Annotated in this window: 17 protein-coding genes; 6 read left to right on the top strand and 11 right to left on the bottom strand. The window is 67.3% G+C overall.

The window, feature by feature from the left end; all coding sequences use genetic code 11:
- Position 1: 1 nt before the first annotated feature.
- A complete protein-coding gene (locus ACH413_RS22350) occupies positions 2–505 on the bottom strand; it encodes a MaoC family dehydratase (RefSeq protein WP_093602356.1) in 504 nt (167 codons plus the stop codon).
- Positions 506–791: 286 nt separating this feature from the next.
- Here ACH413_RS22350 and corA point away from each other — a divergent pair, with 286 nt between their 5' ends.
- A complete protein-coding gene (gene corA, locus ACH413_RS22355; RefSeq protein WP_360037599.1) occupies positions 792–1,862 on the top strand; it encodes a magnesium/cobalt transporter CorA in 1,071 nt (356 codons plus the stop codon).
- Positions 1,863–2,001: 139 nt separating this feature from the next.
- On the top strand, positions 2,002–2,379 hold the full coding sequence (locus tag ACH413_RS22360; RefSeq protein WP_360037601.1) for a hypothetical protein: 378 nt from the start codon (positions 2,002–2,004) through the stop codon (positions 2,377–2,379).
- On the opposite strand, the gene ACH413_RS22365 is transcribed toward ACH413_RS22360, so the two are convergent.
- Positions 2,363–3,442: a DUF2332 domain-containing protein gene (locus tag ACH413_RS22365; RefSeq protein ID WP_360037604.1), complete on the bottom strand. Its 1,080-nt coding sequence runs from the start codon at positions 3,440–3,442 to the stop codon at positions 2,363–2,365. The genes ACH413_RS22360 and ACH413_RS22365 overlap by 17 nt on opposite strands.
- 65 nt (positions 3,443–3,507) lie before the next feature.
- On the opposite strand from ACH413_RS22365, the gene ACH413_RS22370 reads away from it, so the two are divergent.
- Both ACH413_RS22370 and ACH413_RS22375 read left to right on the top strand, forming a co-directional pair.
- Entirely contained in the window at positions 3,508–4,179 is a 672-nt protein-coding gene (locus tag ACH413_RS22370) for a metallophosphoesterase (protein WP_360037607.1), read from the top strand.
- On the top strand, positions 4,169–5,035 hold the full coding sequence (locus tag ACH413_RS22375) for a chromosome partitioning protein ParB (RefSeq protein ID WP_360037610.1): 867 nt from the start codon (positions 4,169–4,171) through the stop codon (positions 5,033–5,035). Before ACH413_RS22370 ends, ACH413_RS22375 begins: the two co-directional genes overlap by 11 nt.
- A 28-nt stretch (positions 5,036–5,063) precedes the next feature.
- Here the strand turns inward: ACH413_RS22375 and ACH413_RS22380 are convergent, their stop codons facing one another.
- Positions 5,064–6,056 carry a hypothetical protein gene (locus ACH413_RS22380; RefSeq protein ID WP_360037613.1) on the bottom strand — a complete coding sequence of 331 codons (993 nt, stop codon included), beginning with the start codon at positions 6,054–6,056 and terminating at the stop codon, positions 5,064–5,066.
- Positions 6,057–6,176: 120 nt separating this feature from the next.
- Between ACH413_RS22380 and ACH413_RS22385 the strand changes: the two genes are divergently transcribed.
- Together ACH413_RS22385 and ACH413_RS22390 are read left to right on the top strand one after the other, a co-directional pair.
- The gene (locus ACH413_RS22385; RefSeq protein ID WP_360037616.1) at positions 6,177–6,479 is read left to right on the top strand and encodes a metalloregulator ArsR/SmtB family transcription factor; all 303 of its coding nucleotides are present in this window, start codon (positions 6,177–6,179) and stop codon (positions 6,477–6,479) included.
- Positions 6,476–6,982: an SRPBCC domain-containing protein gene (locus ACH413_RS22390; protein WP_360037619.1), complete on the top strand. Its 507-nt coding sequence runs from the start codon at positions 6,476–6,478 to the stop codon at positions 6,980–6,982. The genes ACH413_RS22385 and ACH413_RS22390 overlap by 4 nt, the downstream gene beginning before the upstream one ends.
- On the opposite strand, the gene ACH413_RS22395 is transcribed toward ACH413_RS22390, so the two are convergent.
- The 8 genes from ACH413_RS22395 to ACH413_RS22430 all read right to left on the bottom strand — a co-directional run bounded on the left by ACH413_RS22395 (position 6,964) and on the right by ACH413_RS22430 (position 14,455).
- Positions 6,964–7,698 carry a hypothetical protein gene (locus ACH413_RS22395; protein WP_360037622.1) on the bottom strand — a complete coding sequence of 245 codons (735 nt, stop codon included), beginning with the start codon at positions 7,696–7,698 and terminating at the stop codon, positions 6,964–6,966. The genes ACH413_RS22390 and ACH413_RS22395 overlap by 19 nt on opposite strands.
- 184 nt (positions 7,699–7,882) lie before the next feature.
- Positions 7,883–8,770 carry an SDR family oxidoreductase gene (locus tag ACH413_RS22400; protein WP_360037625.1) on the bottom strand — a complete coding sequence of 296 codons (888 nt, stop codon included), beginning with the start codon at positions 8,768–8,770 and terminating at the stop codon, positions 7,883–7,885.
- 268 nt (positions 8,771–9,038) lie between these two features.
- A complete protein-coding gene (locus ACH413_RS22405) occupies positions 9,039–10,223 on the bottom strand; it encodes a sn-glycerol-3-phosphate ABC transporter ATP-binding protein UgpC (RefSeq protein WP_360037628.1) in 1,185 nt (394 codons plus the stop codon).
- Between the two features lie 8 nt (positions 10,224–10,231).
- The gene (locus tag ACH413_RS22410) at positions 10,232–11,077 is read right to left on the bottom strand and encodes a carbohydrate ABC transporter permease (RefSeq protein ID WP_319980185.1); all 846 of its coding nucleotides are present in this window, start codon (positions 11,075–11,077) and stop codon (positions 10,232–10,234) included.
- Complete coding sequence (locus ACH413_RS22415) at positions 11,077–12,033, bottom strand: sugar ABC transporter permease (RefSeq protein WP_360037631.1); 957 nt, start codon at positions 12,031–12,033, stop codon at positions 11,077–11,079. Before ACH413_RS22415 ends, ACH413_RS22410 begins: the two co-directional genes overlap by 1 nt.
- Complete coding sequence (locus tag ACH413_RS22420) at positions 12,030–13,283, bottom strand: ABC transporter substrate-binding protein (protein WP_319980186.1); 1,254 nt, start codon at positions 13,281–13,283, stop codon at positions 12,030–12,032. The genes ACH413_RS22415 and ACH413_RS22420 overlap by 4 nt, the downstream gene beginning before the upstream one ends.
- A 168-nt stretch (positions 13,284–13,451) precedes the next feature.
- Entirely contained in the window at positions 13,452–14,012 is a 561-nt protein-coding gene (locus tag ACH413_RS22425; protein ID WP_360037634.1) for a general stress protein, read from the bottom strand.
- 116 nt (positions 14,013–14,128) lie between these two features.
- Positions 14,129–14,455, bottom strand: coding sequence for a hypothetical protein (locus ACH413_RS22430; protein ID WP_360037637.1), 327 nt, complete (start codon positions 14,453–14,455; stop codon positions 14,129–14,131).
- Positions 14,456–14,499 lie beyond the last annotated feature (44 nt).

Here is a 14,499-nt window from a genome sequence, read left to right on the forward strand (position 1 = left end):
TTCACTCCTTGGGTTCAGGGCGTCCCGGCTGCTCTCCACCGCGAGCGTCACCGTAGGACTGCTTCGGCACCATGACCTTGCGCCTGAAGACGCACACGACCGTGCCGTCCTGTTTGTAGCCACGAGTCTCCACGTAGACCACGCCCCTGTCGTCCTTCGACTTGGACGGCGTCTTGTCGAGCACCTCGGTCTCACCGTAGATCGTGTCACCGTGGAACGTGGGCTTCACGTGCCGCAGCGACTCGATCTCCAGGTTGGCGATCGCCTTGCCGGAGACGTCGGGCACGGACATGCCCAGCAGCAACGAGTAGATGTAGTTGCCGACGACGACGTTCTTGCCGAAGTCCGTCGTGTTCTCCGCGTAGTTCACGTCCATGTGGAGCGGGTGGTGATTCATGGTGAGCAGGCAGAACAGGTGGTCGTCGTACTCCGTCACCGTCTTGCCAGGCCAGTGCTTGTAGACCGCTCCGACCTCGAACTCCTCGTAGTACCGACCGAACTGCACCGCGCCTCCAACTACGTGTGATCGAGATCTGACTCAGGTGGGGAGACAGTCTTTACGCGGAGGGAGTACCCTCGGCAACCGGTGTGTGAGGATTTCCACCACCCGTGCCTTTCGCCCTTAGGAGGTGAGGACCCCGAAATGAGCAAGGACCCCCACCCTGCCAGTACCAAGCGCGTCCTCACCGAGGTGGCTTTCTAGATCCATCTAGAAGTTCCGTTCCACCGGTCAGGACGCCCGTCGTGCATCAGCACGTTCACGCCGGCGTGTGTACCTGGAGGAACCCACCATGCCCAGCCTGCCCTCGATCCGCGGACGCGGCGCCCAGCAGCGCCCCGCGCCGCACATCGCCGTGCCGTTGTCGCACTACGTGGTCGACTGCGCGGTGTACGTGGACGGCAAGCGCTTGCCCGGCCGCTGGACGCACACCGACGCCGTCAAAGAGGTGCGCAAGCGCAAGGACGGGTTCGTCTGGATCGGCCTGCACGAACCAGATGCCGAGCAGATCGAGGGCATCGCGGAGACGTTCGGACTGCACGAGCTCGCCGTCGAGGACGCGGTGCACGCGCACCAGCGCCCGAAGCTGGAGCGCTACGACAACACGCTCTTCATGGTCTTCAAGACCGTCCGCTACGTGACCAACGAGCACCCGGACGCCGCCAACGAGATCGTCGAGTCCGGCGAGATCATGGTGTTCCTGGGCAAGGACTTCGTCATCACCGTGCGGCACGGCAACCACTCCGGTCTCTCCAAGCTGCGGCACGTGCTGGAGGCCGACCCGGAGCGGCTGGAGATCGGCCCGTCCGCGGTGATGCACGCGATCGCCGACCAGGTGGTCGACAACTACCTCGAGGTCACCGACCACATCGAGGACGACATCGACCGCATGGAGGAACGGGTCTTCGCGCCGCGCACCGAGGTGAGCGCGGAGCAGATCTACATGTTCAAGCGCGAGGTCGTGGAGCTGCGCCGCGCGGTGATGCCGCTCGCGAACCCGTTGCGCCGCTTGGCGGAGGGCTACACGCCGCTCATCCCCGAGCAGGTGCGGGCGTTCTTCCGCGACGTCGACGACCACCTCACCGAGGTCTCCGAGCGCGTCACCGCGTTCGACGAACTGCTGACGACGCTGGTCGACGCGACGCTCGCGAAGATCACGTTGCAGCAGAACACCGACATGCGCAAGATCACCTCGTGGGTCGCGATCATCTCCGTGCCCACCATGGTCGTCGGTGTGTACGGCATGAACTTCGACTACATGCCCGAGCTGAAGTGGAAGTTCGGCTATCCGCTGATCATGAGTCTGGTCCTGATCGCCTGCCTGACGCTCTACCGAATACTGCGCCGAAATCGCTGGCTCTAGTCCCGGTTTCGCTCGCTTTGTTCGTGGTAGAAGGGCTTTGTCATGACCAGAATGCTCACCAACATCCGCTTCTGGATCCTCGCGTTCCTGCTCTGCTGGATCACCACCGTGTTCGTGCTCATCAGCGGAACGCCCTGACGTGTACGAGCGGCTGACGAACCTCAGGTTCTGGCTGCTGGTGTTCCCGATCGGCTGGCTCGCGATGGTGTTCGTCTGCATCGCGGCCTGGCCGTCTCCGGGCACCGCGTCACCGGACGAACTCGCCTCCGAGGTGACGAACGCGTTGCGCGCACACGACTTCCACAAGCTGGAGCCGTTGCTGGCGGTCGGCGGCGAGGACGTCGCGAAGTCGACGGCGGACCAGTTCCAGACCGCGCTGGTGGAGCGCGGTGTCTACCGCGACGGTGCCGTCGTCGTCGAGTACACGCATGACGGCACCCGCGCGGAGTTCCGGCTGCCCGTGGAGATGCAGGACGGCCGGTACGTGGTGAACCCGGTAGTCACTCCCAAGGGGTGACGTCCCAGGTGAACGGCGTGCCGTGGCCCGCGCCGTGGCCGAGGTTCAGCGAGATCCCGGCCGGCCAGAGCTTGAGCAGCAGCTCGAACCGGTAGTCGTCGTCCGTTCGGCGCGGCTCGAAGACCAGCAGTGCCAACGGTGACGTGGGTGTCGCCTTCGCGGCCGCGTCGGCCAGCACGGCCCTGCCCATCGCCCTGTCCGCGGGCGAGACGTACTGCCACACCACCGAATGCCACACGACGGTGAGCACGTCGCGTTCGGCACGGGCGAGCTGGTGCGCGAGCCATTCCGGGCCTGCCGACCGGTCGACCTTCACGGGATCCGTGGCGGCCAGTTCGAGCGCGTCCCGCAGGCGGTTCCACCTGCCGAGCTGATCGGCCCAGACGAACGAGCTCAGGTGCAGCCGTCCGTCCTCTGTGGACACGTCGACCGGGGTGAGGTCGCAGCCCGCCCTGCCGACGACGCGCAGCCGGTGGCTCAGATCCGCCGGTGGCCTGCCGGTCCACTCCGGGTCGAGGACCAGCGGGCTGTCCGGGTCGCCGAGGACCGTGTCCTCCAGTTGGTAGCCGACGTGGTGCGGGCGCAGGTTGAGCCCGCCGCTCGCGCCGACCTCCAGCAGCCGCACGCAGAACGGCACCTGTCTGCCCGCCGCTTTCGCGGCCTCCTGCGCGGCGACCACCAGGCCGCCGTACAGGGGCGCGCTGCGGCCGGGTTCGTTGGTCTGCACGACCGTGGCCAGGACGCGGTGCCGCAGGGCGTCCGCGTGCTCGGTGAGGGCGGGCAGCGCGTCCTCCCACAGCGTCGGCAGGTTCGGCTGGCCGCCGACGGACGGGTAGTGCTTCGCGAGGGCGGGCGCACGCCCTTCGAGCACGAGCCGGTGGACGGCGCCCGCGAACCGCAGACCGGGCACGGTGCCCTCCCGGTCGCGTTCGGAACCCGCCATGATCTTCGTCGTGACGCCGCCGGCCCTGAGGTCGTCGGCGGCGTCGTTCAGGAGTCGCTGGGTCAGCGGACTGCGGTCGCGGCATCCGTGAGCGGCCGCGGCGAACAGCTCGGCAAGCACGACGTCCACGGTAATGGGAGCGCTGCCGGCCGTCATGTGGTGAAAGACCTCATTACGCTGCTGGAATGGCACGGATTCTGGCTGTCGCGGACGAGGTGGTCGAACAGCTGTGGACCGACAAGGTGTTCCAGTACGCCGACGTGGACCTGATCGTCGCGGCGGGTGACCTGCCGTTCGACTACCTGGAACACCTGGCCAACGCGCTGGACAAGCCGCTGGTGTTCGTCCCGGGCAACCACGACGTCGACCTGTCGGGCTACTCGAACGTGCGCGGCCTGTGGACCAAGGCGGGCGTTCCGGTGCGCTGGCCAGGTCCAGCCGGTGCGGTGAACGCGGACGAACGCGTGGTCGACGTCGCCGGCCTGCGGATCGCCGGTCTCGGTGGTTCGATCCGCTACAACAAGGGCCCGAACCAGTGGACGGAACGGCAGCAGGCCCGCCGCGCCCGCCGGGTGTCCCGGCTGGCCGGGTGGCGCAGGCTGCGGGACGGACGTGGCGTGGACGTGCTGCTGACCCACTCACCGCCGTTGGACTGCGGCGACGAACCTGACGCGCCGCACCGCGGTTTCGAGTGTTTACGCGGACTTGTCTCGCGGCTGCAGCCGTCGTTCATGCTGCACGGCCACATTCATCCGCACGGCCATCCACGCCCGGACCGCTCGTTGGGCTCTACCCGCGTGATCAACGTGGTTCCGCAGAAGGTGCTGGACATCTCGGGAGGTCGCGATGAGACGTGACACCGGTTTCCCCGTGGCCGACGCGGAGAGCGACTTCCTGCGCGCCCGCCGGCGCCAGGTGATGTCGCGCCTCGCGACCTGGCTGCGCCGCGAACCAGACGACGTGAACATCATGCTGCCGTTCCACGAGGTCGTGGAGGCGCTGGGCATGGCGTCGGAGAAGCGCCTGGGCCTGCAGTCGATCCGGCTCGACTCGATCGTCGGCAGCGTCGACCGCACCCGCGACTTCGACCGCCGCTTCCGGCCGACCTCCGGCCGCGTCCGCGAGCGGTGGCAACGGCTGGCCCTGGCCGCGCGCCGCGGCGAGAGCGTGCCGCCGATCGAGGTGTACCGGATCGGCGAGCTGCACTTCATCATCGACGGCCACCACCGCGTCTCGGTCGCGCACGCCCTCGGCCTGACCACGATCGACGCGTACGTGACGCAGGTGATCACGCGGATCAACTCGTCCGGCATCCGGTATCGCGGCGACCTGATCGTGAAGGACTACCGGCGCCTGTTCCTGGACCGCGTGCCGCTGGGCGGCGAGGCCCGCGCCGCCGTGGTGCTGTCCGACCCGTGGCACTACGCCCAGCTCGGCGAGCACGTCGAGGCGTGGGGGTTCCGGCTGATGCAGGACACGTGCCAGTTCCTGGACCGCGGCGAGGTCGCGCGCCGCTGGTACGCCGACGAGTACAAGCCGGTCGTGGCGATGCTGCGGCAGGCCGACATGATCGGCGACCGGACCGAGACCGAGGCGTACATGTGGGTCGCGGCGGAGCGGTACCGACTCATCCGCACGCACCGATGGGACGCCGAGGTCATCAACGCCGTGCGCGAGGAAACCCGCACGCACGGCCGCACCGGCCGTAGTTAGCGCGCCCGAGGCGCCCGCTCCGAGACGCTCACCGAGGTGCCACCCGCGGCCCCTCCGCGTCCGGCAGCGGCCGCGCCTGGTCCAGCACCTCGTCGGTGTACTTGTCGAGCAGACGGGTGCCGATCTGCTGCGCGTACCCGAAGATGACCGCCCACAGCAGCAAAGCCGCCGCCGACGGGATGCCGATCAGCCCGCTCGTCACGCCCGCGCCCAGTGCCAGGATGCCGACCACCGCCAGCGCCGCCCCGAGCATGATCTTGATCAGCGCCTGGTAGCCGATCATCACGTACGGCGAGAGCGATGGCCGGCGGCGTAAGAGCAGCACCACCGAGGCCAGCACCGCGCCGAACGAGCCGAGCACCTGCACGAGCCACACGTCCACTCCGGACGCCTTCGCCGTGCCGCCAGGACAGACGGTGGGCAGTGCGTTCTCCTTCGGGTCGACGCACAGCGGGATGATGCCCGGCTTCACGATGCCGACGACGCCGAGGACCGTGTTGATGACGAACAGCACCAGGGACGCGGCGATCAGCTTGTTGCGCAGCGCACGGGAACCCGCGTGCGCGAAGTCCGAGTTGTCGTAGGCGGCACGCAGCGCGTCCACCACGATCGCGCGCTCGACCGCGGGCGTGAACTCCCCCGGCCGCAACGCTTCCAGGGCTCGGCGGCGCGGATCGTCGTCGTCCAGGTACTGCGCCACCCGCGCCTGCAGACCCGGCAACCGCCCCAGGAACCCGCGCTCGGCGGAGATCGTCGCCACCTCGGCCTCGTGCAGGGCGCGCCAGGCGCGTTCGATGTGCCAGCCCGACCACCACGACGGCAGCATGCGCCACCACGGCTCGCGGCTGCCGAGCATCGCCTCGACCACGGCGGCCTGCGCCTCGGCGGTGCGACGCCACACGTCGCCCTCGGGATCGACCGGATCGGACGGGCCGAGCGCGGCCAGATCCGCGCGGACCCGGTCCAGCCGGGACTGCACGACGAGCCGCCAGTCGGTGACTCTGGGTTTACGTTCGGCCATGTCCCGATGGTGACAGGCGACACCGACAATTTCCGCAGCCATCCGTGTGACGTGCGCAAACGTCACCAGAACGCCTATATGCACTTGTGCTTATATACATTTTGGATTATAAAACTGCCTGTGGATGTCTTCGAGGCCGTGGCCGAACCGAACAGGCGGCACCTGATCAGCCTGCTGGCCGAACGCGAACGCACAGCGGGTGAACTCGTGGACAGCCTGCCGGCGCTGACCCAGCCCGCCGTGTCCCGCCACCTCCGCATCCTGCGCGAGACGGGCCTGGTCGAGGTGCGCCCGGACGGCCAGCGCCGCATCTACGCGCTCAAACCAGATGGCCTGCAACGCATCGACGACTGGATCACCCCGTACCGCCGCTTCTGGCGCGACCACCTCGACGCACTTCGACAGCACCTGGAGAACGAATGACCGACCTCGGCACCATCACCGTCGAAGGCGCGCACGCCACCCTCACGTTCCACCGCAGGTTCCGCTTCCCGATCGACCGCGTCTGGGCGGCCATCACCGACGACGCCGAGCGCAAGGCGTGGTTCGGCGAGGGAACCGTTGACCCGCAAGGCGAAACGGTCGTCATCGAGCCGGAGGACCCGCCCGCGCCGATGGAGGCCAAGCGCGTCACGGGCCGCATCCTGACGTGGCAGCCGCCGGAGAACGGCCGCGCGGTCTTCGAACACGAGTGGCACCAGCGCATCGTGGAGGACAGCGTCGTGCGCTACGAGCTCACCGCGGACGGCGACGAGACCCTGCTCCAGTTCACCCACCGCGGACTGTCCGAACGCAACGCCAAGGGCTTCGCACCCGGCACGCACGCGTTCTTCGACCGCGCGGCAGCGTTCCTGCGCGACGAGACCCCGCCGAACTGGTCCGAGCGCTACGCCGAGGTCGCACCGAGCTACCCGTCCTGGCGGTGAAACCGGGCAACGTGCGAGTGCGCCCGTGCGAACTGCGCGTCCGCGTCCCCGCTGTACCCCCAGGGCCACCGCGACGCTCGCTCGCCGCCGCGAGCCAGGTGCAGGGCGAGCCTGTCGGTTGCGAAGAGCTCGTAGTAGTACATCGCGAAGATCTGGTGCGCCCACAGGGAACGCGGGTGGTCGTCGGTACCGGCGAGCAGGCGGTCGGACGCGGCGTCGACCTCGGCGCGCTGCTTCTTGAGGTACGAACGGGCGATGGTCTGCCACATCCGCACCAGGAAGCTGGTCTTCCAGGTCAGGTACACGTGCATCTCGATGTGCGCGGCCGGGATCAGCGCCAGCAGCGGGTGCCCGTCGGGCAGGCCGTCGGCGGTGCCCCTCGCGAACCCGAACATCTCCTCATGGCTGCCGTACCACTTCTTGCAAGCCGCGTGCAGCCGCCGGAACGACGCGTTGAACAGGTCGGGGACCCGCTTCACGACCTCCTCGTAAACCTCCGCGGCCTCACGACGGTGTGTGGGCAGCGCGACGGCCATCGACATCATCAGCGCCCATGGCGCGACATCGTCGAGATCGAGAGCAGCTGCACGGCGCAGCGTCTCGTGGGCCCTGTGGGAGAACTTTCGCAGTCCGTCCCACTGCCCCTCCGTCGTCCGGTCCGCACCCGCCGCACCACGCGACTGCCATCCCGCGACTGACTGGGCACTGCCCAGCAACAGCAGCAGTCGAGCTCGCGGCGGTGCGGCTCGTCACGGGTGGCGGCGATGAGACGAAAGTGCGGGGCCGAGGTCGCCGGAGACCAGCGCCAAAGCCGTGCTCATGAGTCAAGTGCGGCGGTCGGCAGTCGACCACAGCGGGGAGGCGCCGCCCAGGGCACCAAGCGGCACCTCCCCAGCGGGCTCAGGCGGTCTGCGAAGGCTCCACCAGCGCACGGAGCCGGGGAGGCATCCTCTTCTCCAACCCGTACGGTTCGAGGTGCGCCTGCAACACGCCCGTGAACGCCCGCTCCACCGAAGCGGTGTCCCAGTTGTCGCTCTCCAGGATCGGCTGCTTGAAGTACGGCTGCCCGACGATGTGCAGCTGCCTGCCGTTGCACCGGATGACCTGCCCGGTGATGCCCTCGGCGCGGTCCGAGAGCAGGAACAGCACGAGCGGCGCCACCTTGCCCGGCGTCCGGTCGGCCGGAATGGCGCGCAGAGAACGTTCCGACTTCCACACCATCCGCGTGTGCGCGACAGGGCACACGGCGTTCACGCGGATGCCTTCGGACTCCAGGTCGAGAGCCCACGAGTAGCTCAGTGAGGCCACCGCGCCCTTGGTCGCCGAATAGGTGGCGAGTTTGCGCTGGCCGAATGAGGCGCCGGAGGAAATGTTGATGATGGAGCCGCCACCGGTGGTGCGCATCGCCCTCATCGCCGCGATTCCGACATAGATGACGCCGAGGACGTTCACCTCGACCACTTGCTTGATCGTCTCGGGGTCGTCTTCCCACGGCGCGGTCTCGTAGTTCAGGCCGGCGTTGTTCACCAAACCGTCGACGCGCCCGAATTCGTCGACGCACAGGTCCACGATCTTGGCCGCCTCGCTCGGATCGGCGACCGTGTGGCTCGAGGCCACGGCGCGGCCACCGAACTCGCGGATGTGCTCCGCGACCCGTTCTGCCAGGTCACCATCGTTGTCGTTGACCACCACGGACGCGCCCGCGAGGGCAGCGTGCATGGCGTAGGCCTCGCCCAGCCCTCGGCCCGCCCCCGTGATGACGACCGCTTTACCGTCCAGGATCCCCATTGCACGCTCTCTTTCACTCGGCGACGGTTCCCGGAACCCCCCTGTGGTCCGGTACCCGCCTTCGACAAGCGTGCGGACGATCGCGTGCTGAGCAGAACATGTTTCGATGAGATGACGCTGCCGAGCGCCCAATGGCGAACCGAGTTCGGCCGGGCAGATGACCCGCACTAATCGGCCCTCTCGAACACGGTCCTTTGACCCTAACTCGATCGGGTGACAAAAACGGGCCGCCTTCCCGAGTGGGGAAGGCGGCCCGAGAAACGAGAATTCACCGTTCCGTGTAAGTCAGGTTCCTGCCGCTGGACGGGTCGAAGAGCTGCACCTTGTCCGCGTCGAACCAGATCTCCGACGAAGCGCCTTCCACTGCCTCGGACGCCGAGGACAGCCGCGTCACGAGCGAGATGCCGTCACCCGGCACGTCGTCCGATCCCGCGTCCGCCGCGAGTTCCTGGAGCTCGGCCGAGGCCGCCTGCTCGCCCGTGAGGTTGAAGTAGGCGTACTTGTCCGAGCCCATCGACTCCAGCACGTCCACCTGGTGCGTGAACTTGCCGCCCGACGACAACGCCGCCGCCTCGACCAGTGCCGCGTCCTCGAAGTGCTCCGGGCGGATGCCCATGATCACCTCGCGGGGCGCGTCGGCACCCTCCACCAGCTGCCGCACCCGGTCCGTCAGCGTGACGTCGCCGAGGATCGAGCGCAACGAGCCGTTCTCCAGCGTCGCCGGCACGAAGTTCATCGACGGGGAGCCGATGAAGCCCGCGACGAACAGGTTCGCCGGCTGGTCGTAGAGGAACTGCGGCGCGCCGATCTGCTGCACGACACCGCCGCGCATGACCACGACCCGGTCGCCGAGGGTCATCGCCTCGGTCTGGTCGTGCGTCACGTACACCGTGGTCGTGCCGAGCTGCTTCTGCAGGCGCGACACCGAGGTGCGCATCTGCACGCGCAGCTTGGCGTCCAGGTTGGACAGCGGTTCGTCCATCAGGAACGCCTTGGGGTTGCGCACGATCGCGCGGCCCATCGCCACGCGCTGCCGCTGACCACCGGACAGGTTGGACGGTTTGCGGTCGAGGTGCTGCGTGAGATCGAGGATCTCCGCGGCCTCCTTGACCTTCTTCTCCACCGTCGCGTTGTCGACCTTCGCCAGCCGCAACGGGAAGGCCATGTTCTCCTTCACCGTCATGTGCGGGTACAGCGCGTAGGACTGGAACACCATCGCGATGTCGCGGTCCTTGGGCGCCTTCTCGTTGACGCGCTGCCCGCCGATGCGCAGCTCGCCGTCGGTGATGTCCTCCAGGCCCGCGATCATGTTGAGCGTGGTGGACTTCCCGCAGCCGGACGGTCCGACCAGGATGATGAACTCGCCGTCGGCGATCTCGAGGTTGACCTCCTGCACGGCCAGCGCGCCGTCGGGGTACTTCTTGGTCACCTTGTCCAGAACGATCTCTGCCATTGGTCAACTCACCCCTTGACGGCGCCGGAGGTCAGGCCGGCGACGATCCGGCGCTGGAAGAACAACACGAAGAGGATGATCGGGATGGTGATGACCACGGCGGCTGCCGCGATCGACCCGGCCGGGTCCTCGAACTGCGAGCTGCCGGTGAAGAACGACAGCGCCACCGGCACGGTCCGCGACTGCTCGGTGGAGGTGAGCGAGATCGCGAACAGGAAGTCGTTCCAGCAGAAGATGAACACCAGGATCGCCGTCGTGAACACGCCCGGCGCGGCCAGTGGCGCGATGACGCGACGGAACGCCTGCCCCGGCGTCGCACCGTCCATCTTCGCCGCCTTCTCGAGCTCCCAGGGGATCTCGCGGAAGAACGCCGACAGGGTGTAGATCGCGAGCGGCAGCGCGAACGTGATGTACGGCAGGATCAGGCCGGGCCACGTGTCGAAGAGACCCAGCGAGCGCTCGATCTCGAACAACGGCGACACCAGCGAGACCTGCGGGAACATCGCGATCAGCAGCGAGACGCCCACCAGCAGGTTCTTGCCGGGGAACTCCAGCCGCGCGATGGCGTAGGCGGCCATCGTGCCGAACACCACGGCGATCGCGGTCGCGATGATCGCGATGCCGATGGAGTTGATCAGCGCCCGCGTGAACTCCGACGTCGAGAAGATGTTCTGGTAGTTCTCCAGACTCCACTCGCGAGGGATGAAGTTGCCGTCGGACAACGTCTTCGACGACTTGAACGACAGCGACACGATCCACAGCACCGGGATCAGCGCGTAGATCACGACGACCGTGTTGAGAACGCCCCAGCCCCACTTCTTGGCCGGGGTCTCCGCTCCTCCGATGCCCGCCATCAGCGCTTCCCTCCGTCGTCACTGCCGGGGGCAGCGGTGCCGAAGAGCTTGATGAACACGAACGCGATGATCGCGACCATGATGAAGATCAGCACGGACATCGTGGATCCGATACCGAGGTTCAAGCCCTTGATCAGGTTGTTGTAGGTCAGCATCGACACCGACGACGTGCCCTGCGAACCCGCGGTGAGCACGAAGAGGTTGTCGAAGATGCGGAACGCGTCGAGCGTGCGGAACAGCAGTGCGACCAGGATCGCCGGCTTCATGATCGGCACGGTGATCCTGATGAACCGCTGCCACCCGTTCGCGCCGTCCATCGCGGCGGCCTTGAGCAGGTCGTCCGGCACCAGCGCCAGGCCCGCCATCAGCAGCAGGGCCATGAACGGCGTGGTCTTCCAGATCTCCGCGAGACCCACGACCATCAGCGCCGGAATCTTCTCCGTGAGCACGGGATCGCCACCGAGCGCCTCGGCGAGGTAGCCGGTGCCGGGCGTCCAGGCGAAGCGCCAGGAGAACGCGGCCACGACCGTGACGATGCCGTACGGGATCAGCGTCGTAGTGCGGACGATGCCCCGGCCGACCAGCGCCCGGTGCATGATCAGCGCGAGCGACATGCCCAGCACCAGTTCGACCGCGACCGTGACGACGGTGAGCAGCACCGTCACCCAGACCGCGTTCCACCAGTACGGGCTGCTGAGCACCGTGACGTAGTTGTCGAACCAGATCCACTCGGTGCGGTCCGGGAACTTCAGGTCGAACCTCTGCATCGACAGCAGCAGCGAGTAGAGGATCGGCCAGCCGGTCACCGCGATCATGGTGATCGCGGCGGGCGCGCAGAGCAGCCAGCCGAGGCGGCGTTCGGCCTTCTTGCCTTCGCTCAGCGCCTTCTTCCTGGGCGCGACGGGAGCCGGTGAGGCTCCGGTCGTCGCCGTGTCCTCTGTCGTCGTCTGGCTCACGGCAGCACCCCCTTGGAGTCGAGTGCGTCCTGAAGTTCCTTGCGCAGCCTGTCCGCCGTCGCCTGCGGGTCGATGCTCGCGGGCGGCGAGAGGATCGTGGAGATGACCGTCGAGACGTTCTGGTAGGCGGGCGTGCGCGGCCGCACACTCGCGTTCTTCAGCGTCTCCTTGATGTCGTCGCGCATCGGGTACGCCTCGGCCATCTCGGGCTCGTCGTAGACGGCCTCGATGGTCGGCGGCACACCGTCCTTGAGTGCGGCGATCTTCTGGCTTTCCGCACCGCGCAAGCACAACACCGCGTCGAACGACTCGTCCGCGTGCGTGGTGTAGTTGCTGACGGCGTAGTTGATCCCGCCGACGGTGACCTTGGCGGCGTCACCGCTCACGGTGGGGTACGGCGCCCACTTGAAGTTCTTCGCGAAGTCCGGCTTCTTCTGCGCCGCCGCGTAGACGTACGGCCAGTTCAGCTGGAACGCCGCACTGCCGTTCTCCATCGCGAGGCGCGCGTTGTCCTCGGCCGCGTTGGAGAACGACGGGTCGATCGCCTTGGACGTGGCGAGCTTCTTCAACGCCGCCAACGCCTGCACGGCCTTCTCGTCGACGACGGCCTTGGTGCCGTTCTCGTCGAGGATCGTGCCGCCGTTGGAGTTGACGAGGGTGTTGTACAGCACGACGAGCCCCTCGTACTGCTTCCCCTGCGCCACGATCTGGCCGGGCTTCCCTTCCGCCACCAGCGCCTCGGCCATGGAGATCATCTCGTCCCACGTCTTCGGCGGCGTGGGCACGAGGTCCGAGCGGTACCACAGGAGCTGGACGTTCGTGTTGTCCGGAGCTCCGTACAGCTTGCCCTCGTAGGTCGCCGTGTCGAGCGGCGTCTTGAGCGTGCCGCTCTCCACCTGGGACTTGACGGAGCCGGTGAACTCCTTGATCCAGCCCGCCTTCGCCAGCTCCGCGGTCCACGTGACGTCGAGCCCGAGGACGTCCATGCTGTCGTCTTCCGCGGCAAGTCTGCGCACCATCTGTTCGCGCTGACCGTCCGCCTCACGCGGCAGCTTGTTGTAAACGATGTTGTATCGCCCGCCGGCCTTCGCGTTGCAGCTGTCAACGATGGCCTGGAAGTTCTCCTGGGGATACTTGTAGACGTTGACGGTGATGCCGCCGTCGCCCGACCCGCACGCCGTGAGCGTTCCTGCCGCGAGTACCGCGGCTCCCACTCCGGCGGCAAGTCGATAGCGCCGTGTCGCACCCATCGGCCCTGCCTCCTTCCCGACTACACGGAGGAGCCAGACCGCAGCGCCCGGCACCTCGTCGTGCCACCGGCCGCACCGGGCGGACCGGTCAGATGAACCTAGGCCGGGTGATCACGAGCCGCAACCAAGAGAGGCAACGATTCAGAACCAATGGGCGTCTGCACCGTCTCAATTGCCGGGGTTCACGGGCCGCATCGCAAGCCTCGCGAGCAGGTCACGCCCCTTCTCGGCGGACTTCGGGTTGCACAGCACGTCGTACCGGTTCGCGACCAGCTGACTGGCCGACTGGAAGTCCCGCTTGCCGCGCGCCGACCCGTACCCGACCGCCGCGAACACCAGCCCGAAGAACACACCGGTGATCAGACCCGTGAGCACCGGCCCCACGGTCACACCGGACTCAGGGCTGAAGAGGGTGAGCAGCAACCCGACGAACAGACCGAACCAGGCCCCACTAGCCGCCCCGGTCATGAGCACCCGGCTCCACGTCAGCTTGCCGGTGATGCGTTCCACCAGCATCAGGTCCACGCCGACGATCATGACGTCCTGGACCGGGAAGTCCTCTACGGCGAGATGGTCGACCGCACGTTGCGCTTCCTCATACGTGGCGTACGAACCGACCGGCCACCCCGTCGGCGGGGTGGGCAGGCGGGGAGGGACGCCGGGCCGGTTCGGGTTGGCGAACGGACTCGTCACGGGGACCACCTCTGTCGGACGCGCTGATCGTCCCATCCTGCCAGTGCCCGCTGCGGGGTGCCGAGACGCCTACGGGTGTTTTGCCGGAATCGTTGCGGGCCGCTCATGTGGACAACGAACCGCGCCCCCAAGGCGGGCTGCGTCCGTCCGATTCACCCCGACGGCGCCAGCGGATTCTCCGAGTCGAACTCGAACGTCTCGATCGCGGCACCGGCGGGAAATTCCGGGTGATCTCGCCACATCTCCGCGATCGAGACCAGAAGATTCCACGAAGCGGTGGCGTGATGTTCGGATCTCGCCGCTTTTTCAGGCGTCACGGCACGGTAGTGACGAATGGCCGCGATCTGCCTGTAAGCGACCATGCGAAGCGTGGCGACCGCACGACGAGACTCTCCTTCCCGAAGTGCGTCAAGATCGGAAATGCGCGCAAGAACGAACTGAACCAGCAGCGAAAGCTGTTCCTCAGTGATTCGCTCCATTTCACCCTTCCGACAAGAGAACCATGTTGCACGCCACCTTCGAA

Origin of the sequence: Lentzea sp. NPDC020367 (genome assembly GCF_044387305.1) — a bacterium.
Taxonomy (GTDB): domain Bacteria; phylum Actinomycetota; class Actinomycetes; order Mycobacteriales; family Pseudonocardiaceae; genus Lentzea.

Bases quoted from the DNA above. Each gene is read 5' to 3' on its own strand.
- ACH413_RS22410 (WP_319980185.1), bottom strand. From the start codon at position 11,077: ATGGCGGGCATCGGAGGAGCGGAGACCCCGGCCAAGAAGTGGGGCTGG.
- ACH413_RS22390 (WP_360037619.1), top strand. From the start codon at position 6,476: ATGACCGACCTCGGCACCATCACCGTCGAAGGCGCGCACGCCACCCTC.
- ACH413_RS22375 (WP_360037610.1), top strand. From the start codon at position 4,169: ATGAGACGTGACACCGGTTTCCCCGTGGCCGACGCGGAGAGCGACTTC.
- ACH413_RS22370 (WP_360037607.1), top strand. From the start codon at position 3,508: ATGGCACGGATTCTGGCTGTCGCGGACGAGGTGGTCGAACAGCTGTGG.
- ACH413_RS22430 (WP_360037637.1), bottom strand. From the start codon at position 14,455: ATGGAGCGAATCACTGAGGAACAGCTTTCGCTGCTGGTTCAGTTCGTT.
- corA (WP_360037599.1), top strand. From the start codon at position 792: ATGCCCAGCCTGCCCTCGATCCGCGGACGCGGCGCCCAGCAGCGCCCC.
- ACH413_RS22380 (WP_360037613.1), bottom strand. From the start codon at position 6,056: ATGGCCGAACGTAAACCCAGAGTCACCGACTGGCGGCTCGTCGTGCAG.
- ACH413_RS22420 (WP_319980186.1), bottom strand. From the start codon at position 13,283: ATGGGTGCGACACGGCGCTATCGACTTGCCGCCGGAGTGGGAGCCGCG.
- ACH413_RS22425 (WP_360037634.1), bottom strand. From the start codon at position 14,012: ATGGGACGATCAGCGCGTCCGACAGAGGTGGTCCCCGTGACGAGTCCG.
- ACH413_RS22400 (WP_360037625.1), bottom strand. From the start codon at position 8,770: ATGGGGATCCTGGACGGTAAAGCGGTCGTCATCACGGGGGCGGGCCGA.
- ACH413_RS22405 (WP_360037628.1), bottom strand. From the start codon at position 10,223: ATGGCAGAGATCGTTCTGGACAAGGTGACCAAGAAGTACCCCGACGGC.